General features: G+C 44.7%; 23 protein-coding genes. 1 reads left to right on the forward strand and 22 read right to left on the reverse strand.

From position 1 onward, the window contains the following. The first annotated feature begins 116 nt into the window (after positions 1-116). Positions 117-536, forward strand: a complete 420-nt coding sequence (locus GQF01_RS32840; protein ID WP_161411367.1) for an organic hydroperoxide resistance protein — start codon at positions 117-119, stop codon at positions 534-536. 123 nt (positions 537-659) lie between these two features. On the opposite strand, the gene GQF01_RS32845 is transcribed toward GQF01_RS32840, so the two are convergent. The 22 genes from GQF01_RS32845 to GQF01_RS32950 all read right to left on the reverse strand — a co-directional run bounded on the left by GQF01_RS32845 (position 660) and on the right by GQF01_RS32950 (position 23,708). Next, complete coding sequence (locus GQF01_RS32845; RefSeq protein WP_407945442.1) at positions 660-1,823, reverse strand: serine hydrolase domain-containing protein; 1,164 nt, start codon at positions 1,821-1,823, stop codon at positions 660-662. 72 nt (positions 1,824-1,895) lie between these two features. Beyond that, a complete protein-coding gene (locus GQF01_RS32850; RefSeq protein ID WP_161411369.1) occupies positions 1,896-2,273 on the reverse strand; it encodes a MerR family transcriptional regulator in 378 nt (125 codons plus the stop codon). A 31-nt stretch (positions 2,274-2,304) separates the two neighbouring features. Further along, positions 2,305-3,285, reverse strand: coding sequence for an aldo/keto reductase (locus GQF01_RS32855; RefSeq protein WP_161411371.1), 981 nt, complete (start codon positions 3,283-3,285; stop codon positions 2,305-2,307). A gap of 164 nt (positions 3,286-3,449) precedes the next feature. Continuing rightward, a complete protein-coding gene (locus GQF01_RS32860) occupies positions 3,450-3,992 on the reverse strand; it encodes a GNAT family N-acetyltransferase (protein ID WP_161411373.1) in 543 nt (180 codons plus the stop codon). Between the two features lie 40 nt (positions 3,993-4,032). Further along, a complete protein-coding gene (locus GQF01_RS32865; protein WP_161412092.1) occupies positions 4,033-4,809 on the reverse strand; it encodes a class I SAM-dependent methyltransferase in 777 nt (258 codons plus the stop codon). Positions 4,810-4,978: 169 nt separating this feature from the next. Beyond that, complete coding sequence (locus GQF01_RS32870) at positions 4,979-5,851, reverse strand: carbohydrate ABC transporter permease (protein ID WP_161411375.1); 873 nt, start codon at positions 5,849-5,851, stop codon at positions 4,979-4,981. A 17-nt stretch (positions 5,852-5,868) separates the two neighbouring features. Then, on the reverse strand, positions 5,869-6,750 hold the full coding sequence (locus tag GQF01_RS32875) for a carbohydrate ABC transporter permease (RefSeq protein WP_161411377.1): 882 nt from the start codon (positions 6,748-6,750) through the stop codon (positions 5,869-5,871). 80 nt (positions 6,751-6,830) lie between these two features. Then, positions 6,831-8,144 (reverse strand): ABC transporter substrate-binding protein, encoded by a 1,314-nt coding sequence (locus tag GQF01_RS32880; RefSeq protein ID WP_161411378.1) that lies wholly within the window; start codon positions 8,142-8,144, stop codon positions 6,831-6,833. Positions 8,145-8,170: 26 nt separating this feature from the next. Next, positions 8,171-8,974: a sugar phosphate isomerase/epimerase family protein gene (locus tag GQF01_RS32885; RefSeq protein ID WP_161411379.1), complete on the reverse strand. Its 804-nt coding sequence runs from the start codon at positions 8,972-8,974 to the stop codon at positions 8,171-8,173. A 30-nt stretch (positions 8,975-9,004) separates the two neighbouring features. Further along, positions 9,005-9,862, reverse strand: a complete 858-nt coding sequence (locus GQF01_RS32890; protein ID WP_161411380.1) for a helix-turn-helix domain-containing protein — start codon at positions 9,860-9,862, stop codon at positions 9,005-9,007. Positions 9,863-9,900: 38 nt separating this feature from the next. Beyond that, complete coding sequence (locus tag GQF01_RS32895; RefSeq protein ID WP_161411381.1) at positions 9,901-10,956, reverse strand: zinc-dependent alcohol dehydrogenase; 1,056 nt, start codon at positions 10,954-10,956, stop codon at positions 9,901-9,903. Positions 10,957-11,111: 155 nt separating this feature from the next. Further along, positions 11,112-12,266, reverse strand: coding sequence for a Gfo/Idh/MocA family protein (locus tag GQF01_RS32900; RefSeq protein WP_161411382.1), 1,155 nt, complete (start codon positions 12,264-12,266; stop codon positions 11,112-11,114). Continuing rightward, positions 12,263-12,424 (reverse strand): hypothetical protein, encoded by a 162-nt coding sequence (locus tag GQF01_RS32905; protein WP_161411383.1) that lies wholly within the window; start codon positions 12,422-12,424, stop codon positions 12,263-12,265. Before GQF01_RS32905 ends, GQF01_RS32900 begins: the two co-directional genes overlap by 4 nt. 199 nt (positions 12,425-12,623) lie before the next feature. Next, positions 12,624-13,409, reverse strand: coding sequence for a carbohydrate ABC transporter permease (locus GQF01_RS32910; protein WP_235960855.1), 786 nt, complete (start codon positions 13,407-13,409; stop codon positions 12,624-12,626). 98 nt (positions 13,410-13,507) lie between these two features. Beyond that, the gene (locus GQF01_RS32915; protein ID WP_161411385.1) at positions 13,508-14,389 is read right to left on the reverse strand and encodes a carbohydrate ABC transporter permease; all 882 of its coding nucleotides are present in this window, start codon (positions 14,387-14,389) and stop codon (positions 13,508-13,510) included. Positions 14,390-14,488: 99 nt separating this feature from the next. Continuing rightward, on the reverse strand, positions 14,489-15,796 hold the full coding sequence (locus tag GQF01_RS32920; protein WP_161411386.1) for an ABC transporter substrate-binding protein: 1,308 nt from the start codon (positions 15,794-15,796) through the stop codon (positions 14,489-14,491). 106 nt (positions 15,797-15,902) lie between these two features. Further along, positions 15,903-17,087, reverse strand: coding sequence for a response regulator transcription factor (locus GQF01_RS32925; protein ID WP_161411387.1), 1,185 nt, complete (start codon positions 17,085-17,087; stop codon positions 15,903-15,905). Between the two features lie 5 nt (positions 17,088-17,092). Next, positions 17,093-18,325, reverse strand: coding sequence for an ABC transporter substrate-binding protein (locus GQF01_RS32930; protein WP_161411388.1), 1,233 nt, complete (start codon positions 18,323-18,325; stop codon positions 17,093-17,095). A 46-nt stretch (positions 18,326-18,371) separates the two neighbouring features. After that, positions 18,372-20,183 (reverse strand): sensor histidine kinase, encoded by a 1,812-nt coding sequence (locus GQF01_RS32935; RefSeq protein ID WP_328803582.1) that lies wholly within the window; start codon positions 20,181-20,183, stop codon positions 18,372-18,374. Positions 20,184-20,711: 528 nt separating this feature from the next. After that, a complete protein-coding gene (locus GQF01_RS32940; RefSeq protein WP_161411389.1) occupies positions 20,712-21,317 on the reverse strand; it encodes a DedA family protein in 606 nt (201 codons plus the stop codon). 105 nt (positions 21,318-21,422) lie between these two features. Next, positions 21,423-22,547, reverse strand: coding sequence for an MGDG synthase family glycosyltransferase (locus tag GQF01_RS32945; RefSeq protein ID WP_161411391.1), 1,125 nt, complete (start codon positions 22,545-22,547; stop codon positions 21,423-21,425). Between the two features lie 777 nt (positions 22,548-23,324). Beyond that, positions 23,325-23,708, reverse strand: coding sequence for a VOC family protein (locus GQF01_RS32950; RefSeq protein WP_161411393.1), 384 nt, complete (start codon positions 23,706-23,708; stop codon positions 23,325-23,327). Positions 23,709-23,750 lie beyond the last annotated feature (42 nt).

Here is a 23,750-nt window from a genome sequence, read left to right on the forward strand (position 1 = left end):
AAGGGAGTGCACTTAAAGTGCGAGAGAAAGAGAAGAAAATTTTCTCATAAAATCCACTATTTTCGGGAAATGTATAGGTGATTTAAATTACATATGGAATTAAGGAGCTAATCATCATGCAAAGCTTATACACAGGTACGGTAACAGCAGTTGGAGGAAGAAGCGGAAGAGTGGTTTCTTCCGATCAAGTCATCGCACTTGATCTCAAAACGCCTACAGGGCTCGGGGGTCCAGGCGGTCATGGCACGAATCCGGAGCAGCTTTTTGCAGCGGGATATTCGGCTTGTTTCGATGGTGCACTGAATCTGGCGATTCGTCAAAAAGGCATCAAGGCAGAGGGCACACAAGTTACTGCCCACGTCACCATTAACAAAACAGACGACGGCGGTTTCCAATTATCCGCGGAACTCGATGTGACGGTTGACGGGGTGACTCCTGAAGTAGCCAGAGAACTTGCCGAAGCAGCACACCAAATATGCCCGTACTCCAAAGCAACAAGGGGCAACATTGATGTGAAGTTCAATATCGTTGAATAAAACATCAGATTGTGCATTCTCAGGGAAATAGCGGACTGTAGTTCACTAAATGCCAGAAAGACCCACAGCTCATAGCTGTGGGTTTTCGTTTTATGCTATATTCTTACCCCTTGAATACCCGGCTCACTCCATCGCTCCATAAACAACAGCCCGCAACCGCGGATGAATGAACGGCTCACGACTCGGCAGCAGCTGCTGCATGTATACGATAGAAAGCTCTTCTTTGGGGTCAATTAACAAGTACGATCCCGCCATACCCGCCCAACCGAATTCACCGATCGAACCATTGTTCCCACCAGCCGCAGGATCAAGCAAAACGCGAACGCCAAGGCCATAGCCATAACCGCTCATTTGAGACCAGTCGAAATCCCGGAGCTGCTGATCATTCAAATGATTCGTCGCCATCAATTGAACGGTTTTGCGGCTTAGGATTCGGGTCCCGTTCAATTCGCCGCCATTGGCCAGAACTTGCGCAAACTTGCTGTAATCCCCGATCGTCGAGAGCAGTCCAGCTCCTCCGCTTTCTAGCTGACAGTCTGGCTGATAACAGGAATCCAGTCTAGTGTTAGGCGACATGGTGCCATCAGCCGCACAATCATACATCGTGCAGAGACGGTCACGCTGGTCTTCTCGTATGCGGAAGGACGTGTCCTTCATTCCGAGCGGCTCAAAGATTTCCTTTTCCAGAAAATCGCCAAACTTCTGGCCTGATAGCACTTCAATCAATGCGGCAAGAACATCATGACTCATCCCGTATTTCCAGCGAGTGCCAGGCTCAAATGCAAGCGGTACGGAAGCAATCGCTTTGACCGCCGTTTGCGTATCCATGGTCTCGGTTGCTCTTTCCATTTTCGCGCGCGTCTGACGTTCGGTTTCGTTCCCATCTCCGCCATATGTAATTCCCGAGGTCATCATAAATAGATCTTTGATTCGGATCGGGGCTCCCGCTGGGACCAGTGTCTTTATTCCGAAATCGTTATACTTGTACACCTGCGGGTTCTGAAACTCCGGCAAATAATCACCCAGTGGGTCATTCAGTAGATAGAGACCCTTTTCATAAAGCATAAGAGCTGCTACACAAGTCACTACTTTGGTCATGGAATAAATCCTGTAGATCGTGTCAAGATTGATCGCTTGCTTCTTTTCCAAATCCGCATAGCCCAGAGCTTCCTGGTAGATCACTTCTCCCCGGTGCATGACGGTACAAGCGCAGCCAGCTGGCCCTTTCTCCATAAAGCTCTTCAACAGCGGAGTCAACCGCTCGCCTAATCGATCGTTTCTACCCACAGTTACAGCTCTCCTCTCGGAAACGTTTTCATCTCCTATTATAACGGAATAGCAGCGTGTTGTCCCATGTGGTTATCTATGAAGCGTTTTTTCTCTTTCAGCGATGGTCATCTCATACCTTGTAATTTTATCATCTAGCCGTTCCAACACATTCTTCATGTCTTCCATTCTGCTTCTGAGTTCTTTACGCTGTTCAACTAGGAGATCTTTCCTAGCCCCCTTGGTCTCATCCCCTTGCTGAAACAACCCTACATACTCGATCAAAACTTCAACAGGAAGACCAACGCCTCGCATACATTTAATAAATTCAACCCATCTGCAATCTTCTTCCGTATAATCCCTAATTCCGCTTTTAGTCCGATTCACCCGTGGAATGAGTCCGATTCGTTCATAATAGCGAAGTGTATCTTGTGACAAATCAAACTTTTCACTTGCTTCGGCTATGAACATGCTAATCCCCCATTATCCTTCGTATCTTCAATCAAACTGCACCAATAACAGCGTGAGGTACATACGGCTCTTCCAGCGAGGCAATTTCTTCGCGCGATAACGAGATCGATAGGGCAGCTGCTGCGTCTTCAAGATTAGACATTTTCGTAGCACCAATAATAGGCGCAGTTACTGGCTCTTTTTGCAACAACCAAGCAAGAGCGATTTGAGCTCGAGGGACACCGTGCTGTTCTGCAATTGCCGCAACACGCTCAACAATTAAGTGATCCGCATTTGCCGTCGCATCATATTTCGTTTTCTGAACTTGATCGGTTTCAGAACGATGTGTCGATTCCGACCAATCACGTGTCAATCGACCTGAAGCAAGCGGGCTATATGGAATCACACCAATTTTTTCTTCTTTACAAAGCGGCAGCATCTCCCTCTCCTCTTCACGATAGATCAGGTTCAAATGGTTCTGCATGGATACAAACCGAGTCCATCCATTTTTCTCAGCCGTATGTAAGGCCTTAAGGAATTGCCAGGCGTACATTGCAGAAGCACCAATATATCTTGCCTTCCCAGCTTTAACTACGTCATGCATAGCTTCCATCGTCTCTTCTATTGGCGTATGGTAATCCCAACGATGAATCTGGTACAGGTCAACATAATCTGTTCCCAATCGCTTAAGGCTCTTATCAATCTCACTCATGATGGCTTTTCTGGAAAGACCAGCACCATTAGGCCCTTGGTGCATACGGAAATGAACCTTGGTCGCAAGGACAATTTCATCGCGATTCGCATAATCTTTCAGAGCTCGTCCAACAATCTCCTCGCTGGTTCCATCTGAATAGACATTCGCCGTATCAAAAAAATTAATGCCGAGCTCCAGCGCTCTTTGGATAATCGGGCGACTATGCTCTTCATCAAGCACCCATGGGTGAACCCACCGTTCAGCTACACCAAAGCTCATACAGCCCAGGCAAATCCGTGATACATCCAATCCTGTATTTCCAAGCTTCACATATTCCATAGAATTGTTCCTCACTTTCAAATATCATTTCGGTTCCTGCAAAACTAGTGTACTTCTTGGAGTTAACTCCAAGTCAAGCCCATAATTTGACCCCGCTCCGTTATCTCTTCGATGAATTCCACAAAAAGACCCACAGCAAGAGGCTGAGGGTCATCTCACAAGGACTAGATATCCTCGGACGGATTAATAATAGCTAGAACCTGATGGTCTTCCCACACGCCGTTGATCTTCACATTACTGCGAGAAATACCTTCTTTGTGGAAGCCCGCCTTCTCTAGCACGCGGATTGAACCCGGATTCTTCGGGGAAGCTTCCCCGACGATCCGGTGAAGCCTCAATTCTTCGAAAGCATACCGCACCACCTGTTTCACTGCTTCCGTCATATAACCCTTGCCATTAGCCGCCTGGTCCAGATTGTATCCAATCATGCAGCTCTGAAGCGGTCCCCTTACGACATACGTCAGTCCGATGGTCCCGACAATCTGCTCATCTTCGGTTTGACATACGACGAAGGAATATTTCCGATCCTCCATGCGATCGGCCCTACTTTTGTTTATCCATTGGAGCTGCTGCTCCTCTGTGTAATAGTCATCAGAATTGCTTGGAGAAAATTTCTCGAAAAAGGCCCTATTGCGTTTGTTCATTGCAATCATCTGTGCAATGTCATTTTCTTCAGGGAAACGAACATAGACTTGTGGTTGAGACATTTGGACCATCCTCTAATACGATTATTTTGGTTGTTAGTCACTACATTTTTTTGTGAGCAGTAACGATTGGTTGGTAATAACCTGTTTCTGCGGGCATATGCCATTCGATCTCTGAAAATCCTGCCTCAATCAAAATACGGCTAAATTCCTCTCGCAGCAAAGCTCTGTATCTCGTTTTATTATGCTTAGTTTTCCATTCTCCGTCAATTTCTTGCATAATGAAGTGATTAGTCAGATAGATATTCGACGTCTCTTCCCAATCCCAAACCTGAAATATCATGCGTTTACCCTGATCAAAAATACGCGGCTCAGTCGCTTTCGGCTTTGATTTCACCAATTCATCATAATCCCTTAATGTAACTACAAGAATACCTTCATTGTGAAGTTTGGCGTACATATTGCTGGCAGCTTTCCGTAAATCTTCATCCGTGAGTAGGTGAGGGATTGCGTTATCGGCTGAAAGAACGACGTCATAAAGACCTGACACGTCTTTCGCCAATGATCGAAAATCAGCTACACCAACGTTTAATTCAATCCCGAGTGAGGCTGCCTCTTTCTTGGCTCTTGCAACGGATGCTGGACTTAGGTCTGTCGCTGTAACTTTGAACCCGTGTTTAGCCAAACCTATGGCCTGTGTGCCAATCCCGCACGAACAATCCAATAACGTCGTTGCCTCGGTAGACGGATTCGTTAATTTTGAACGAATGATACGGCTTAATGTTTCGCCTTGCCATGAGATGGCTCGCGTCCATTCCTCGAAAATAAGATGATAGTCTTCTGCAAGATGATCATAAAAGGTTAATACGGATTCCTCCATTGCGCTCACCTCAGTATTTATTTGGAAAAGGAGGCTATTCATCCTTCATCCTTCTTATCTTTCTCTCATTCTACATAATAAGAAGCATTCCTTCTGCATGCAAAAAAAGCCACCCCTAATTTCTGGCAGCCTTTACATAAGTCATATGGTGATCTATCGACAGAATTGCTTAGCCTTTCACAGAACCTGAAGTAATTCCATCGATAAATTTCCTTTGGAAAAGAATATAGATGACGATAATTGGTACAATGGCAATGGATACACCGGCTGCAATTAAAGACTGATTGGACGTGTACTCCCCGAAAAAATACATCATGCCAAGAGGCAGTGTCCGGTAAGCATCATCATATACAAAGAGCAGCGGAAGCAAGAAATCATTCCACGACCACATGAATTCAAATACCAGTAATGAGGTTAGCGCAGGTATCGTGAGCGGAAGCATAATGTGCAGATAGGATGTGAAGTTATTACATCCATCTATTTTCGAAGCATCCATCAGTTCATCCGGTAAATCTCGGAAAAACGTCCGCATCATAAAAATGGCAAATGGCATCGCAAGTCCCAAGCTTGGCAGAATTAATGCCCAATAGGTATTAATAAGATCCAATCGCTGCATCGTGTAATAAAGTGGAATGACCATCGCTTGAATAGGCACCATCATCCCAAATAAGAAGAAGAAAAACAACGCATCACGGCCTGGAAATTTTAATTTCCCGAAACCGAAGCCTGCTAATGAAGCTAAAACAAGGATAAAAAACACACGAGGAATAGCCACAATGACACTATTTACCAAATACTGTCCCATTTTCCCTACGCTCCACGCTTCCGAGAAGTTAGCGAAGGTCAAATGGTTAGGCAGCGCAAACAGATTCGTATTTAACTCATTAACTGGCTTAAGTGCAGCTAGAAGAATCCAGATGACTGGCATAATGGATATAAGCAGAAACGTGACTAGAACCAAATAGGTCAATATTTGTTTCACATAGCGAGAGGAGCTGGGGCTACTAAGAGCCGCTCCATGAATTTCGATTGTCCCCTTCATGATGTCCCCCCTCATCTCTAATCATTTCTTTCCGCAAAACGCATATAAACGATGGAACAAGAGGCAATAATGAGCGCCAAAGTTATCGAAATAGCGGCTCCATACCCCACCTCGTTTAAGCGAAAAGCGCTATCAAACATATAGGTAGAGATGACTTCCGAGGAATGAAAAGGTCCGCCTTTCGTCATCATATAAATGATATCGAACACCTTAAATGAACCGATTAGCGAATTTAAAACCAACAAAGTAATTGTGCTCTTTAATAATGGAATCGTCACTTGAACAAATGTTTGAAGGACGGAGGCTCCTTCGATTTTTGCAACTTCATAATAACTTTTATCAATCCCCTGCATCGCTGCCATAAAAATGACCATGCAAAAACCATAATACGTCCAACTCCCAGCTGTCGTAAGAGCAGGCATGACCGTGTGCTCATTGCCTAGCCAATCCAAAGCCAAGCGGCTTAACCCTATTTTTTCTAAAGTGATATTGATAAAACCAAAGCTTGGATGATAAATCCAGTTCCACACAATCCCTACTGCAATCAAGGAGATAATGGTCGGCATAAAATAGGTAACTCGAAACACAATGGCACCTCGGATACCTTTGGAAAGGACCAAAATAGCCAAGATTAATCCGATAAATAAAGGGATCGTCACCGAACAGGCAATCCAAAACAAATTGTTTCCAAGTGCTTTCCAAAAGATAGGATCATGCAGTAAGCGTACATAATTATCCAATCCAATGAAGTTCATAACAGGACTAGCGCCATCCCAATCAAATAAGCTATATTGCGCCGTCTGAAAGATGGGCACGATCAAAAACAGGACATAAAAAGTGAAAGCCGGTAAAATAAATAGCAAAGCGCTAAATGGTTTTATTCTAGTGAAGATGCTCATCTGTACACCCCCTGATTCTGTAAGCTACGGAAGGCGCAGAGAAAGGGCTAATCGCCCTATCTCCTTGCTTTTATCTAACTTCAGTAGTTTCCTTTAGCCTTCTCTTCCTCAAATGCTTTTTGCTTGTTCTTAACGACATCAGCGCCAGTTTTCTTCCCAGCTATTAACTCCTGTAGATCGTTCATCGTAACATCATTAATCTTCTGAGGCATTAGAACGTCAATATTATAGGAAAGCCCTGCTGGAGTTGCTGATAAGCTTACGACTTCTTTAAAGAGAGAATTAGCATTAATTGCATTCACATCAATAGGTAATGGCGGAATAATATTAGCCTCATACCAGATTTTCGCCGTATCCGTAGAGAACATATAATCCAGGAATTTGACGGTTTCATCAGGATGAGCTGAGCCGGAAGAGACTGCAAAGGTGCCGCCAATTCCACCAGGTGCCATAAGCGGCAAGTTAGGCTTAACCGATGGAAGCAAGAAGAAACCAACATCTTCTTTCAAGTTCTCAACCATACCGGATACCATCCAAGTACCTGTCATCCGCATAGCAGCTTTACCTGTGAAGAATTCTTTATTCCCGTCATCATAAGAGATCGCTAGCGGGCTTTTCGTTGTATAACCGTCAGTAATCAATTTCTTAAAGGTATCTAAGGCTTCAGCGAAAATAGGTTGATCAAAGCTCTTTTGACCGTTTAGCACCGCTTCGATCTCCGTTTTACCTGCAACTGCTGTATAAAACATGCTTTCGATATGGAAAGCTGGCCATTGGTCTTTGTCATCCAAGGAGATGCCGACGATGCCTTTATCTTTGGCGGCTTTACAAATAGCCAGGAATTCATCGTATGTTTTAGGCACATTGACACCTAAATCCTTGAAAATCTTTTTGTTATAGTAAACACCCAACATCTCGACTTGCGTGCCCACGCCATAAATCTTTTTGTTAAATGTATTTCGTTCCTGAATCCATGAAGGGAATCGTTTATTCCAGCCCAAGCTTTCGGATTTGGCGGTTAAATCCATCAGCAAGTTTGCTTTTGCAAGCACTCCTAGATAACCAGGACCTGCATCGTAAGCAAACAGATCCGGTCCTTCTTTACTTAGTAAGGCTGGCTTAATTAATTTACGCTGATCATCCGCTTTCATCGAAGACCTCTTAATCTTGATGTTGCTATTTTGTTTTTCAAAATTAGCTATAATGGCGTCCATAGCCTTGGATTGCGTGGGGTCTGTATAGTTATCCCAGAAATTAACGGTTACCGCCTCTCCACTTTTCACACCTTCGGCAGGTTTCGCTGCTTCCTTCACAGGAGCTTTGGTTGAACAAGCTGACAATACCAAGCTGCTAGCTAATAGTATCGGGACTATAGATTGAAAAATTTTTCTCATCTTAGATCTCTCCCTGTCATTTTGGATTAACGCTGCAAACAACTACGTAGAAACTGTAAGGTTTCTTGTAGTAACTCCCTCTTCTCCTCACCAATTCTGCACTCCATCGATAAGTAACCTTTGTAATTCAGCTTTTGCAAGGTTTGGAAAGGTGTGCGGAAATCCGTGTGAGCCTTACCGGGAAGCTGCCGGTTGCTGTCAGCCAAGTGAAAGTAGCCCAGTGAATTGTAATCGGTTTCAATGGTCTGCGAGATATCAGCCTCTTCCATATTCATGTGAAAGAAATCACCCAATACTTTTAAATGCGAACTGTTGACCTCATGGATGAGTGAAGCAGCTTGGGAAACGGTATGCAGCATATGATCCTCATAGCGGTTTAACGGTTCAATAAAAAGGTTCACTTGCAGCTTTTCAGCATGCTCTGCAATTTGCATCAGAGAATCAAGTAGTGCCCTGCGGTCATCTTGTTCTTCACGTGGCAATACTTGATGCGGTAGTGATTTCGAGAACATGCCATAGGCTGCCGGAGCGATAATCCCTTGAGCACCCAACATTGCTGCGTATCTCAGTGAGTCCTGAATATCCGCCACAGCTTGCAAACGTTTGGTTTCATCGAAATGTCCGATCCAGTTGCGATACCCACCGCAAATGGCTGTCAGCGGAATTCCTGAAGCCTGAATAGCTGTTTGAAGCTCAGCGGCAATCGAGTCATTCAATGGTTTTTGAAATAGATTCAGTTCGACTCCATCGTACCCAACCTCTTGGGCCATTTGAAATACTTCTGTATAATTCGACAACCCCGTTAACTTATCTTGAATAGCGAACTTCATGTGCATGTCACCTACGATTTCCTTTGAAATTTATGTTTTTGTCACATAGCCATCAATTTTCTTTCTATTGAGCTCTCGATAATGCGATGGTGAGGTCCCAACATACGTTTTGAACAATCGAGTGAAATTAGGGATTCCACTGAATCCTAATGATTGAGCTATTTCTGTAATGGAGAGCTGGCTCGTAGTAAGTAATGTCTTTGCTTTATGGATTTTCATTTCGCGCTGCACTTGAATAGGTGATCTCCCGTACAACTCTTTGAACCGATTGCTGACGTAAGTTGGATGCATATTCAATTCTTTAGCAAATTGTGACAATGAGAACTCTTGCTCAGGATGTTGAATAATCTTCGCCAAAATTTCCATGAAGCTGCGTGATTGGATATTGGAGCCAGCCTGCTGGTCCATATGAATAGCACTCTCGAGAACTAAGTAAATTAATTCTAGCGCTTTCGCCTTCCGCAGGATCGTTGTAGGTAAGAAGCCGGTTTGCTTTTTAAGCTCATTGTATTGAAGGAAAACCCTTTCGAATTCTTCTGAATCCTTTAACTTGAAGGTGTACGGAATTTGAAAGAGCTTTAATACATCAATAACTCCACCTATTTCGAATGTAAAATGCGACCATAAAAAGACAGATTCATCTGGATTTTCTTTGAAATGATCATGAGCTACATTCGGCGGGATTAGAATAACCGTCCCTGGTTCAATCGAAAATAACTCGTCCCCGATTCTCAGTTTAGCAATGCCTTTCTTATGATAGGACATGACATAACAGGGCCGAACTCGGTTAAAGGTCTTCATTTCTCGCCTCGTATGGATATCGAATTGGATGATATTTAGAACGGCATTTTGGAGTAATAGATCCAAATCCATCACATCTTCCGACATAGAACCACCCCCTTACGCTCAATTTCTCTATAAAAAGTTTAAAACATAACACCTAATTTAATACTTTTCTCTGGTGTTCGGTCTACATATTGCTCATAGCCTGCAGCAGCCTCCTCGAAAGGAATCACAGGATCTACGATCTCTTCACAATGCAGTTGATTCGATGCCAATAAACGCCAACATTCTTCTTGAATTCGTTTCCAGCTCCAACGTGGGTGATCCGGATTCGGCTCACTGCATGCACGTGAGAAAACAATTTTTGCATTGTTGAAATGAGCTTCCATTCCTAGATTCAAACCACCTTTAAAGGGTCTGGCCCAACCAACGAATGCGATTGTACCTCCGTATGCTAATCCTCTTAAGCACGCTTGCAGCGCATGTTCGTTCGCACTAGTCTCAATGATGACATCTACCCCCAGCTTGTTCGTCGCTTTTTTTAACGCCAGACCGACATCCTGCGTTAGAGGATCGAAGGCTTCATCGGCCCCTGCTCGGATAGCAGCTTCTCTTCGTTTCTGTATGGGATCTATAACGGCAACATAGCTCGCACCAGCTAGCTTTGCCATTTGGGCAGCAATTGCTCCAATCGCTCCTAGTCCTGATATAGCAACACGATCTCCTAGTTTTACTTGTCCATCACGAATGCCACCAAGTGCAAATTGTGCTGGGTCGAAGCACACGGCATTTTTCCATAACATATCTACCGGCATTTTCATCAGGCGCTTTGCATTAACGGTGTTCACCACTTGGGATTCACGTATGCCCCCATACCCGCAGAGCCGCTCCCCAACTTCATATCCTTGCACATCAGGTCCAAGCTCCGTTATCTGGCCGACCCATTGATTCCCGATATTCCATTTACCAAAAAGGTCCCCAACAGCTTCTGTGGAACTTCGCGTTATAAATAACTGCCATTCGTTGTCATAAACGGACTCCATTTGGTTTCTTTCTCCGCGAAAATCAGCTAGTTCCGACCCATGCTTCGGAGAAGCATATTGAACTTTAACTCGAACTTGACCTGATTCTAGAGGAACATCCTCATAGTTAAGTAATTCAGCTTTACGTGGTGCAGTTGCAACAAGTTGCTTGGGCATGACAGAAACCTCCTAGTCATTCTATCTGAAAGTGGGATGTATTAACATCATTTATCAGAAACATTTCTCTTTGTTATACGCTTACATCTTTATTATAAATGGATTTTTCTTTAATTATATGGCGCTAATAAATAGATATTTATCACTAATACAGGTTAACTTATTTTCACCCATTGCTCCGTGCGATGACTTTCCAGAATTGCATCTATGACACTCATGATTTGATTTCCATCATCAAAGTTGGCAAATGACCTAACAGCTGCTGTGGACTTAAGGCTCGGATCACGAACAACCGAATAAAAATCAATCAGCATATTTTTCAACGCATCCGGCCAACCCTCTTGATGACCACCTGGGTAATGGGCAAGCTGCGCAGCTGACTCACAAAGCAGCCTTGGATCTGAACTTAGCTCAACATTTGCTTGATCTCGATGACCGATCCACAAGGAATGAGGATTCTCTTGGTTCCAGGCCAGCGATCCTTGTTCAGCAGCTATTTCAAAAAACAGCTTGTTCTTACGCCCTGCACTTACCTGTGAAATCGTAAATACGCCTTGAATCCCGTCTTCAAAATGAACAAGCACACTGCCGTAATCCTCTGTTCTCATAGCGATCTCTTCATATTCTGGATCAGACTGCCCTTTAAGCATGCCAGCTGTTTCAGGTGGCTTTAGGCGTGTGGGATGAACGGTTTTCAAATCAGCAAATACTTTTACAATTTTTTTGCCTAACACATACTGAACCGTATCACACCAATGCGAACCAATATCTGCTAAAGCTCGTGAAGCTCCATTGTATGCTGGTTCTAATCGCCAATTGTAGTCCGTACGGTGTAACAACCAGTCCTGCAAAAAGCCGCCATAAACCAGATTTACTTGTCCATAAGTCAGCTTGCTTATTCGATGTTTCGCTTCGGCAATCAGTGGGAAATGACGATAATTGAACGCTACGCCACTTACTCCTCTGCTATTTTGAGCTAATAATGCCAGCTCTTTGGTCTGAATACTGCTAAGCCCTAACGGCTTTTCCGATAAAATATGCTTGCCCGCCAATAGGACCTCTCGATTAATTGCATAATGCAAATAATTAGGCGTACAGTTATGGACGGCCATGATGTCGTTATCTTGAATCAGCTCGCTCGCATCCCCATAAGCTTTGGGAATCCCGTATTCCTCAGCAATCTGCTGGGCTTTCTCCATGCTGCTTGCAGCAACGGCGGCTACCCTTAAATAGGGAATACGCCGAATAGCTTCCATATGCGCTTTGGCCGAAAATCCCGTACCAACGATTCCGATGTTAATGACCTTCATCTTATCTGCTCCAAAGGTTCCATTTTGCCGAATTGCAGGCGAGGTCCGTCGACAGGAGCAACCCACTTGGCAGCATTTGCAATGACTTTCCTAATTTGTGGATGATGATACGTTCGATACGTTTCATGCCGAAACTCGTTCCAAACCAATATGTTCACGGTGTTACCCTCTTTCGGAATAGCTGTATTAGGGACATGTTTCAAATTCACTTCAAACAATAAAGCCCTTACATGAATTGTACGTAAGGGCTTACGAATTATAAATGGCGCTGCTAAATAGGAATTTGGCATTTATACAGGTTTACAAGAATAAATAAAAACGTCCACTCATAGAGTGAACGCCTTCACAGAAACAATATTAATCTTTCACTGAGCCTTGCATAAGACCGGCAATAAATTGGCGGCTAAATATAGAGAAAACAATGATGAGCGGCACGGTAGCCATTAGCGTAGCAGCCATGACCATAGAATAATCCGTGCTGTATACCCCGTTCATAGAGGCAATCAACATCTGAATGGTAAACTTTTCCTGCACTGAAATAACGACAAGCGGCCATAAGTAATCGTTCCACGAGCCGAGAAAAGTGATAATCCCCAGAGTTGCAAGTGCGGGACGCAGGACTGGAAGTGCCACTCTCCAGTACAAATCGAAAGAGTTGCAGCCGTCTATACGACCTGCATTAATAAGTTCATCATGCACGACAGAGGCTGTATATTGCCGCATCCAGAAGATACCGAACGCACTGGCCGCTCCTGGCACGATGAGCGCTTTGAGATCATTGATCCAGCCAAGTTTTTGCATAATGATGAATTGTGGAATTAGTCCTAACTGCTGCGGTACCATCATCGTCGCTAACAAGAAGAAGAACAAGGGTGCTTTTGCTGGAAATTGGAACTTCGCAAAGGCAAATCCCGCTAAAGAACAGAAAAATAACACCAACAGCATATGAGTACCAGCAACGATCAGACTGTTGCCAAATGAACGGAAGAAACCAACATGATCAAGCACTTTTCCAATATTGACGAGCAACTGGTCCCCTGGCAGAAGCCGAGGTGGAAAACGGAACATATCAGCCGTTGTCGCTGTGGACATCACAAGCAGCCAGTAGAATGGAAACAAGGATAGAATCGCCCCGGTGATCATGACAACGTGGAGCCAGATTGTGCCTGGCGCTCTCGTCTTTTTCACAGAAATGCCAGTGATTACCCGTCCGAAGGCTACTTTGGAAGACGATGGCACCATCAGACTCCCTCCCCTCTTGAGACGAATTTCCAGTTCACGAATGAGAATATGCCAATAATGATAAACAGCATCCACGCAACTGCGGAAGCATAACCGAACATTTGATTACCAAATGCCTGATTATACAGATACAACACTAACGTTAGTCCGCCTTTCGTTGCTCCGCCGGTATTGCCAACCAAAATGAGCGGTTCCGTAAACAGCTGCATACCGCCAATTGTCGAGAGAATTACCGTAAAAAGAATGATTGGCTTCAGAAGCGGCAATGTAATGCTGAAGAACTGCTGCTTCCGGCTAGCTCCGTCAATTGTAGCAGCCTCGTACAAATCATGCGGAATACTCTGAAGACCTGCCAAGTAGATGATCGCGTTATAGCCGGCCCAACGCCAGATCACCATGAGTGAGATGGCAACTTTCACCCAAAACGGATCATTGATCCACTCAATGCGAGGTAGGCCTATCGCCTGCAGCAGACCGTTAATGAGACCGAATTGGCTTCCAAAAAAAGAGCCGAATATGATGGCAACCGCTACAATTGAAGTAATATTGGGCAGAAAGTACACTGCACGATAAAAGTCCTTAAACCGCATAAAAGCTGCATTAAGTAAAAAGGCAATCACGAGCGCAGCGAACAGCTGAGGCACCGTGGACAGAAACCAAATAACAAAGGTGTTGCCCACTGATGTCCAGAATTCAGGATCGTCCGTTAATAGATTGCGAAAATTGCGGAGCCCTACAAACTCCATCGGTCCGAGCCCATCCCAGGAATGAAACGCTAAGTACAGCGAGAACAGGATGGGAAACAGACTGAAAGCGATAAAGAGAATATAAAACGGTGAAATCATTACGTAGGGCGCCAGATGGGCTTTGAACCCTTTCATCGGCTCCACATCCTATCCTCATAAGATATACCTTCAGGGAGCAATTTCGCTTCCATCACCGCCATGGGCTAGTGAAACGAGATTGCCCCCTATTGGCCTTTATTTATTCTTCAACTTCGTTTTTGCCTTCTCGACGAGTGACCAGAACTCTTTATCCGGATCTTTCGTTTTATCTACAGCTACAGCTTGCATGCCATCGCCAATAATATCCGCAACTGTTTGATAGTTTGGTCCTTTACGCTGTACTTTTACGTCCTTAGCTACCTCGGAGTACAGCACACCTAGCTTCTGATTGCCCCAGAACTCATAGCCTGTTTCTGTGAAAGCCTTGTCCCCATATACGGATGGTGTTGAAGGGAAGTTACCAGATAGTTTAAATACTTCAAGCTGCTGAGGAGCAGAAATCAGCCAACTAATAGCTGTATAGGCTTCCTTCGCGTATTTCGATTCCTTCGGAATGGTTAGGAATGAACCTCCCATGTTGCCTGTACCTTCTGGAATTTTGGCTGCACGCCATTTGCCTTTTGTATCAGGAGCACGCGTCTCGACATGTCCCCGGCCCCAAGCCGCTGATATGTATGTGGCAATCTTGCCTGAGTTTAGTGCAGCGGAATACTCTTGGAGAGCATTCTTTTGATCATAGCTGCCTGCAATGCCCATATCTCTAGCCTTCTTAAAATAATCCAATGCCTTCTTCACTTGCGGATTCTTCTCAATGATGAGCTGATCGTCCTTGTCGAAGTACAATTCATCCCCCTGATCGCGAATGGCACCGAATAATTCGTTCGGATTGGATAAAATATCAGCCCCTGTTTTCTCTTTTAGCGTTTTGCCTGCAGCTAGGAAATCGTCCCATGTCTTGATTTTGGCTGCTACGTCAGCAGGCTCGGAAGGCAATCCCGCTTGTTGGAATAAGTCCTGCCGATAATAGAGCACCATCGGGCCGATATCCGTTGGAAGACCAAGCTGCTTCTCACCAACAGTGGATTGTTTCCATTTCCAATCGAGGTAATCTTTTGCCAACTCCTTGGCACCAAAAGTATTCAGATCATTAAATTTATCAGGGTATTTCAGAAACTGATCCAATTGGGAAATATCGATCATCGCAATATCCGGAGCTCCTGAGCCGGCTGACATAGCCGTTAGAAGCTTTTTATGCGAGTCTTCCCATTTGTAGATTTGCGGAATGATCTCGATGTTGGGATGTGTGCGGTTAAACTCTGGTATGATCTTTTCGAATGAAGCGCCCTGCCAGAACCACATTTGCAATTGAACTTTCTTGCCATCACTTGCTTTCGCATCCGCTTTCACTGCTTCCGGAGCTCCTCCACCACTGCTGCAAGCACTGAGAAGGAGGACAGAAGCCATTAACATACCTAAGGCCTTACCCTTCGACACGTTTTTCATCGATTAACGCTCCCTTCAAATTTCGAGCCTATTAAGAAAGCCCTTACATTTAGTATAAACAGAGGTAGACTTAGCGTATAGGTAACGCATCTTCGATTTCTTGGACTTAAGTTAGGAAAGTTCCGTCCACAGTCCGATAAGCACCTGGGGCTATCCCCTCGAATGTTTTGAAGATCCGACTGAAATATGCGGGGTCCTTGTAGCCTACTTTTTCACACACCTCATAGATCTTCAAATTCGTATCTCTTAGCCATTTCTTAGCTTCCGTTAAGCGGTGCTGCGTTAAATAGTGCGTATAAGTCATCCCCGTCTCCTGATGGAATAAATTACTTAAATAATTGGGATTGATTTGGTACTGTTGGGCAAAATCAGATAGGTTCGCCGCACCCGCATACTCTTTGTGAATATAACCGAGAAGCGCTCTGATGATTGGCGGGAACGATTCACCACCGCTTTCTTTACGCGTAATTTCCGAAAAACCAAGACTTATCATGCTGCGTATGTACATCAAGCTCAGATCCCCGATGTCCTTCGTTGCTCCCCCATACCCCGTTTTGACCTCGATTCGCAGCTTGGCTGCCATCCATTTCGATGTTTCCTGTACCTCTCTCTCCCAAGCCTCCTGATCGCATTGATTCGCAAACAATACGACAGTGACAAGTCGGTCCTCCAGACACACCGCTGCCGTCCCTAAACGACTGAATGCCTCATAAGCGCACTCTCGTATGAAATACCGCACCGAAGCTTCCCCTAATGACCTTAGGTCCTTGGTTGAGAAGGAAACTAGCATGACCTTCTGGTAGGAAGGAATCAAGCCTTCATCGAAGGTCGGAACAGGGACTCCTTGCAGCAAATCATGTAGACGTTTCTCCAACAGCGCACGTTCTCTAATGACGCTTACTTGCTTGGACTCTTGCTTGCGACGATGCTTCTCATACGATGCGATGTACACCTCTCGGAGCTTTTCCTTGGACAATGGTTTGAGCAAATAGGCATGTACGCCATGCTCCATCGCCTTTTGCGCATAATCGAATTCCGCGTGACCCGTGAGTACGTATACGTCGGTTCCAGGCGAATGTTCTCGAGCAAATTCCGCTAACTGCAGACCATCTGCTGCAGGCATGCGGATATCCGTAATGAGGAGATGGACATTCTGCTGCTCTAACATCGCCATTGCCTCAAGTCCATTTGATGCATCCAATACTTCTCCTATCCCATCGAAGCGAGAAAGTGTCCGACATACTGGCTGGCGCACATTTGCTTCATCATCCACGACTAGCACTGTAAACATCACTGTCAACCTCCCGTATTCATCTGATTGAATCGACGTACAATATCATCCCAAGTCCGATCTGGATCTGCTCCCTCTGATTCGACACGACGCAGACCATCTTTGATCATTCGTTCAATCCCTTCATATTCATAATCGCTATAAGCTGCTTTGTAACGAAGTGCGGCGTAGGAGTAAATCTGACCAACCGGTGCACCATGGAAAAAGGGGTCACGCACCTCCAGAAACTCTCTTGTCGAGTAGGATTCCGGTGTGGAAGGAAAATTCCCGCTGCCAATGAAATTGTCTAGTTGTTGCGGCGCTGCTGTAAGCCACTGTGCGAGCTCATAGGCCGCATGAGCATTCCGGCTCGTCCGTGGAACAGCCAGGCATGTCCCTGACCAATTCGACGGAAGTCCCGGGGCTCGGGCCAGATCCCAGACGCCTGCTGTAGCAGGAGCAACTTTCTTGAAAGCTCCATGAAGCCAGGATGGTGCCAGAACGACGGCAAACTTACCGTCTACAGCAGCTGCAGCCCAAGCGGTAGATTGCGAAGGGAGACCTGCATTTAACCCCAGCTTATGGAAGTGTACAGCTTGATCCCAAGCTTCTTTCACATGCGGATCGAGTTCGTGATCCATTGGTGTCAAATAATGACCGTCAAATTGGTTTAGATAACTCATAAAAATGTTGGCCAAATTATCGATTAAGAAAGCACCTGTTTTCTTCTTAATTTCCAAACCAGCTTGTTCCATTTGTCGCCAGTTGGTCAGTGCTTTCGCCACTTCCTCCCGCTCCACTGGCAGCCCTGCTTGCTGAAACAGGTCCCGGCGGTACGCCAAAGCGACAGGGCCAATATCCACGGGCATCGCAAATAAGAATCCGCCATCCTTACTTTCTGCTTGGCGCCATTTCCACTCCAGATAGTGCTCCCTCTCGTCACCATAATCATAGAGATTATAGAATTCACCTTGGAAACGCTTTACTTGATTCAATTGCGAAGTTTCAAGCAGAACCAGATCTGGCGTATCCGCCTTGGTGGCAAGGGACGTCATTAGCCCCGGCAAAACATCGTCGAATTGAAAAGTAACAATCTCCACATCCACTTCGGGATGCTCGGCCATGTATTTCTTAATAAGTCTCTCAAGCCCGCTTCCCGGCCATAGCCAAACTCGGAGTTTTTCGACTTTTGCCCGGCTTCCCTCCACATTAGGCAAAGCTGATTTTGGGACACACGAAGCCAATAATAGGAAACACATAAGCCATATAATTACGCATGCGGCATTATGACTTGCTTTTCGGTAGTTAGGCAGCACCTGTCCCTCCTTTTTTGGATAGTATCGGTGGTACTGTGACCAACTCCGAGGTGTGAATCGGCAATGACAGCATGACCTGGAGCCCCCCTAATGTACTCTTGGATAGGCTAATTCCACTGCTAGGACCGAAGAACGCCTGCAACTGCTTATGCAGATTGCTCAGTCCAATTCCCCGCCCCTGTTTCTCGAAGCTTTGTTCCTGGTGGATCGCTAATTCGAGCATCTGCAGCGCCTCTTGCGTCATCCCTACGCCATTGTCTTCTACCGAGCACTTCACCATGCCATCCTGTCGGTATATGCGTACACGGACTAGCCATCCCCCCTCATCTTGCTGTTCCAAGCCGTGATGGAAAGCATTCTCGACTAGAGGCTGAAGCACGAGTCGGATAACTCGCTGTTGTTCCAAGCCATCCTCTACCTCGATGTTTACCTGAAACTTCTCGCCATATCTTGCTCGCTGCAAAAGCAAATACCGGTTCAGCTGCTCCATATCCTCACCAAGCGTTACGAGATCCGTCGAAGGGTGGACACTATAACGGAGCAGCTCACTTAGCGCGAGAGTCATGGCTTGCGCTTGCTCGGGTCGTTCGTCTTCAATCGTCCAGTAAATCAGATTGAGCGAATTGTACAAGAAGTGAGGCCGAAACTGTGCTTTCAATGCGACCAACTGCGCCCATTGGACGGTAATTTGCTGCTCAGACAGCCGCTCAACGACTTCTTCCAGCTCCTCCACTAAGGCATTATAATTGGCATAAAGTCTAGTGATTTCACGACTTGCAAAAGGTTTATCAATCGGCTTAACCCCCTCTTTACGAAGTCGATTCATCCCATCAGCTAACAGCCGGATAGGTTTCGTTAGTGTCCATGTAAAATACGTTACAAACACTAATGCAATGAGGATGCCTGCTCCCATAGTGAGTAAGGCATGGGCCCATATTTGCGTTGCTTCGCTGTTGACGGCCTCAGGCTTGAAGTAGGCGATGGTCGTCCAACCGCTGTACGAGGATTTAGCATAAGACACGAGTACTTCACGCTGATCCTCTCTTGTTTTCCATTCAAAGAACGGCTGCGCATTCCTGCCGAATTTACTGAACAATCCTACGTCCGCAGCTGTACCGATTTCTCGTGGGACCGTAGAGTACACGATGTTGCCGATGGAATCCATCACTTGCACCTTTCGCTCAATACGTTGGCCTGTTTCACCAATAATTCGGTTGATTTTATCCACCGGAAACACGATGAACTCATCCCCGAGTGGTGTCAGACTTGTCGGGTCTTTCAGCTTCCGGGCTCCAATGATTGCCGGGATTTCCCCGTCTCGCCAGGCAGGTCCATATACCCACAGCATGTGTCCGTCAAGCGTTTGCATTTTGCTGTACCAGCTTACGGCGGCTACATCGTCCGCCATCCGCCAGAAAAGCTGCAGAGATTCATTGGAAGCGTAAGCATGACCGTTACGGTCGAACAAGTGAAGCAGCATATCACCAGCAATATAACGTATTTTCTCTGCTAAATACCGATTTAAGTCGATTGAAACTTGGGTATCAGCGCCATGTAGAGCTGCTAGCACTTTTTCGTCGAACACAACCATTTGTGAGGCCTGATCATATTGGCGCAGCAAAACATCAATTTTGGCCGACAGCTGCTCCACAGATTCTTGGGTATAGCTTGCGGTACGGTTAAGCACAATCTGAGAAGTCATACGGTAATTCAGCAAATTTGTAAGCGCAATCGCCAGAGCGGCAATCAGGAACATCCCCGCCAACAGCTGGATAAAAATAGGTACAGGGCGTCGCAGCACCGTGCTTCACCTCCCTCATTTGGTGTAAAAAAGTTTGTCAATTACCTTTTTCTACCTATGAGACCTTTCCCCTCTCTGCGCCCTCCAAAATATGTCTAACGAACTAGTTAACTGCCGAATATCGGCACATTTCGACCAGTTTTGTCGAATGAAAAAGGAGCTGCTTCTTAGCAGACTCCTTGGATAAAGCCTCAGACTAAACATTCCCCTCAGGTTATCAGAATTCCAACATAAGTGTTGCTTATGCTGAAACTATGGCTTCTGATATAACAATTCGCTCTAACTCCGACAAAGATGGTATCTTCTCATTATCTGTTTCTTTAGGAAGTTTCAAATAAATACACAGACGCCAGTTCGATCAATTGAAAAAGACACCAAAACGGTGTCTTTTTTCTCTACTATTTCCACAGAAATAATATTTTCTACTATTTTCCGAACAAACCACTCGTTATTAGAAGCTTATTGTCAATCCATGTATCTTGGAAGCAGTCTTTCGTCAAATGTTCCCCTATTCTCTCTCTTTTCCACCTAGCTCGTTATACTTTTCTGACGAACGATCACCTTAACACCCAGCCAGCCAAGACCCACAACCCCCGCCGCGATAACAAGCCATATCGGATGATGAAGATGACTAACAACATGGTGCCAGGCTTTACCAAGCTTCTGACCGAGGAATACAATAACCAGAATCCATGCCAACGCGCCAAAATACGCAATACTCATATATTTAGGCCAGCGCATTTTCGTTGCCCCCGCTATGAAAGGAGCAGCATGCCTAAGTCCAGCAACATAATAGCTTACTAAGAGTAAGATCGCGCCATGCTTAGTGAACTGTACTGCCCAACTTTCCAGTCTGCTTTCGGGAATCTTGATCCACTTCGTCACCTTGCTTATCCGTTTCAAGCCAATTCGTTGCCCAAGCAGGTAATTCACTGTCATCCCCGCACATGCGCCAAGCCAAGCGAAGCCAATGATACCGCTTATTTGTAGATCGGTTTTTACCGCGATATAACCGGCACCAAGCAGGAAAATCTCAATCGGTAACGGCAGACCAACAATGCCAATGAAGAGTGACACAAAGATACCTGCATAACCGTAATGGGTGATTAACATAATTAATGAATTATGATTCATTTCACTTCACCTGCCTTTGGAACAAGAAGATATTCCTGAATTATGCTAGTATTGCCATTCGCCTGGGTTTTCACACCATATAGACCTTGCTTTGATCTTCGATTTTTAAATTGAAGCTGACATGATTTGATGCTCCAGAATCATCATCATGTCATTTACGATGTGTGCCGCTGCTTGATTTCTCTGCAACGCTCCCATTCGAGCACGCATGTCTCTGCTTTTAGTTGGATGCTGAATGAATTGCTGAATATGTATATAAAAATCTTCCATCTTATTGGCAATTGAAGCTACGCCAAACCTGGATAAATATAAGGCATTTTCTTTCTCTTGACCCCCATTTGGTTTATACACAAAAACAGGCAATCTTGAGGCAATGGCCTCTGTCAACGTTAAGCCTCCCGCTTTCGTCACAATACATTCGGCTCTTCGCATCCATTCATGAACATTATCTACAAAACCAAGAATGGTGATCTCCTTGTACGCTGCAAACTCCACCTGAAGTCGATCCTTTAACTTCTTGTTATGACCACAAATTACGACTAGTTGACAGTCATGCAGAAGCAGCAGTGTATCCAACATTTCATCCAGATAACTACTCACTCCGTTTTCCGTAGCCATGATAAGTATGATCTTCTTTTGCAGAGACTGAGATTGCTCACGAATGCTCGCTGTTGCGAACTCTTGTTTCAGCGGAATTCCACTAACGACTATTCGATCCTTGCTATAACCTTTAAAAATAATTTGTTGCTTCAAATCTTCCGTTGCCACATAATAGCGATCGACTTTGGGATGCAGCCAACTTGCGTGCAACGCGTAATCTGTAAGTACGGTAAAATTCTTAACACCCATTGAACTACAAACAATTGGAGCGGCCCCAAAAGGAAACGTATTGACCACAACATCTGGTCGTTCTTTCTGTATAAGTTCTCTCAATTTCTTTTGACCCAAATAGGTCATTGATTTCTGAAATAGAGCGGTTTCTTTCGTTTCACGTGTCAAATAATAGCTCCAGCCATAATAGTCGATGCCAAGCTTTGAACTTTTCGTGCTTTTGCTGATCAACGAGGAAGTGATTGAATAAATCCATGGATGGCCTTCCTTCATGAGATTAACAATTTTCACTTGCTCAATACCTTGTCGGAAGAACTGCTGCTGCAGCGCTTTAGAAGCTTGAATATGTCCATTCCCGTAGCTAGCCGTAAGAATTAAGATGCGAGGATTAAAAGGCATCGCTGAAATACCACCTTTCATCACAAACTTTTATTAACGGAATCAATTACCTGCTCATTCAGTTTCATTATGCTCTAACCATAACATATGCCAATCCTTATATGAAGTAGGTGTCATGCCGCGGTTAAATAAACGGATTGCATCATAATTCCATACTAATCTATTAAATTAGCCCTCGCAGACGAGTTATTTTCGCATATCCTAAAGTATCAACGCTAGAAAGGAATGATAGAAATGACTTTATTACTCAACCACTTTTATGGGATTGTTTACCGCAGTGCCAATGGGTTCATTACCGTTTTTAATGGTCGTGTTGTTTCCAGAAATCGGAATTCCATTGTTCTCAGATTTATGAATAATCGAGGTGTCGTCGTTCTTAGAAGACTTTTCCTTATTCAAATCCTTAGATTTGTCGCCATATAATAAATAGTTACACCTTCTCTGAACGATTTATACGTGAGATACATCTTCCGCTCAGCTGCTTGTAATAATTAAAGGGAATTTCTACCGTTATTTCAAACGTACACAGCTTATAATTCCATTTAACTGGAAAAAATCCTGTTAATTTGCTCGGTGAAGGCTATTTTCTAGCACTATCGTCCCATTAGCTGGAGAAACTCCATTTATTCATTAAAAAATTACTTTATTGCATTAATTAACGGGAATATTTCCCTTTGTTCCTACGAGAAGCAATCTTATAAGTAAAATAAAAAGAGGCACCCCTTGGTCATTAAATGACTTTGGGACTGCCTCTTCTTTTTTTAATATTTGTTCTTGTTAAGAGTCATAAGCTGCATCAAACTCGATGATATTATGGTCAGGATCTAGGATATAAATCTGTGCAAATCCAGCCACACTCTCAGGTCTTGCTTCATAAGGCACGCCAATGTGTTCAAGCCATTCAATCGTGTTTTTATAGCTTTTGACCCATAAAGCAAAGTGGCCATCTACCGAATCAATGGCGCTCGTGCGGAGCGTTTCACCATTCGGGTGCTCCAGCAGATGCAGCTGCTGATTCCCAATTGCATACCATACACCATTTGATTTGAAAGGAGGCCGTTCAATCTCTTGAAAATGAAACAAGTCCGAGTAAAATTTCTTTGCTTTCTCCAAGTCTCTAACAGCTAAGCTTACATGATGGATCCGTTCAAATTCGATCATATGCGCTCATTTCCCCTCATCCGTCGTTGTCGATTAATTATT

The sequence above is a fragment of the Paenibacillus silvestris genome (assembly GCF_009882985.1).
GTDB classification, from domain to species: Bacteria; Bacillota; Bacilli; order Paenibacillales; family NBRC-103111; genus Paenibacillus_E; species Paenibacillus_E silvestris.

Excerpts from the sequence above, each read along its gene's own strand:
- GQF01_RS32840 (WP_161411367.1), top strand. The coding sequence starts at position 117 with ATGCAAAGCTTATACACAGGTACGGTAACAGCAGTTGGAGGAAGAAGC.
- GQF01_RS32860 (WP_161411373.1), bottom strand. The coding sequence starts at position 3,992 with ATGTCTCAACCACAAGTCTATGTTCGTTTCCCTGAAGAAAATGACATT.
- GQF01_RS32945 (WP_161411391.1), bottom strand. The coding sequence starts at position 22,547 with ATGCCTTTTAATCCTCGCATCTTAATTCTTACGGCTAGCTACGGGAAT.
- GQF01_RS32925 (WP_161411387.1), bottom strand. The coding sequence starts at position 17,087 with ATGTTTACAGTGCTAGTCGTGGATGATGAAGCAAATGTGCGCCAGCCA.
- GQF01_RS32855 (WP_161411371.1), bottom strand. The coding sequence starts at position 3,285 with ATGGAATATGTGAAGCTTGGAAATACAGGATTGGATGTATCACGGATT.
- GQF01_RS32895 (WP_161411381.1), bottom strand. The coding sequence starts at position 10,956 with ATGCCCAAGCAACTTGTTGCAACTGCACCACGTAAAGCTGAATTACTT.
- GQF01_RS32865 (WP_161412092.1), bottom strand. The coding sequence starts at position 4,809 with ATGGAGGAATCCGTATTAACCTTTTATGATCATCTTGCAGAAGACTAT.
- GQF01_RS32890 (WP_161411380.1), bottom strand. The coding sequence starts at position 9,862 with ATGTCGGAAGATGTGATGGATTTGGATCTATTACTCCAAAATGCCGTT.
- GQF01_RS32850 (WP_161411369.1), bottom strand. The coding sequence starts at position 2,273 with ATGTTCATAGCCGAAGCAAGTGAAAAGTTTGATTTGTCACAAGATACA.
- GQF01_RS32875 (WP_161411377.1), bottom strand. The coding sequence starts at position 6,750 with ATGAGCATCTTCACTAGAATAAAACCATTTAGCGCTTTGCTATTTATT.
- GQF01_RS32910 (WP_235960855.1), bottom strand. The coding sequence starts at position 13,409 with ATGATCACCGGGGCGATTCTATCCTTGTTTCCATTCTACTGGCTGCTT.
- GQF01_RS32950 (WP_161411393.1), bottom strand. The coding sequence starts at position 23,708 with ATGATCGAATTTGAACGGATCCATCATGTAAGCTTAGCTGTTAGAGAC.
- GQF01_RS32915 (WP_161411385.1), bottom strand. The coding sequence starts at position 14,389 with ATGAAAGGGTTCAAAGCCCATCTGGCGCCCTACGTAATGATTTCACCG.
- GQF01_RS32900 (WP_161411382.1), bottom strand. The coding sequence starts at position 12,266 with ATGAAGGTCATTAACATCGGAATCGTTGGTACGGGATTTTCGGCCAAA.
- GQF01_RS32880 (WP_161411378.1), bottom strand. The coding sequence starts at position 8,144 with ATGAGAAAAATTTTTCAATCTATAGTCCCGATACTATTAGCTAGCAGC.
- GQF01_RS32940 (WP_161411389.1), bottom strand. The coding sequence starts at position 21,317 with ATGAATCATAATTCATTAATTATGTTAATCACCCATTACGGTTATGCA.
- GQF01_RS32920 (WP_161411386.1), bottom strand. The coding sequence starts at position 15,796 with ATGAAAAACGTGTCGAAGGGTAAGGCCTTAGGTATGTTAATGGCTTCT.
- GQF01_RS32885 (WP_161411379.1), bottom strand. The coding sequence starts at position 8,974 with ATGAAGTTCGCTATTCAAGATAAGTTAACGGGGTTGTCGAATTATACA.
- GQF01_RS32870 (WP_161411375.1), bottom strand. The coding sequence starts at position 5,851 with ATGAAGGGGACAATCGAAATTCATGGAGCGGCTCTTAGTAGCCCCAGC.
- GQF01_RS32930 (WP_161411388.1), bottom strand. The coding sequence starts at position 18,325 with ATGTGTTTCCTATTATTGGCTTCGTGTGTCCCAAAATCAGCTTTGCCT.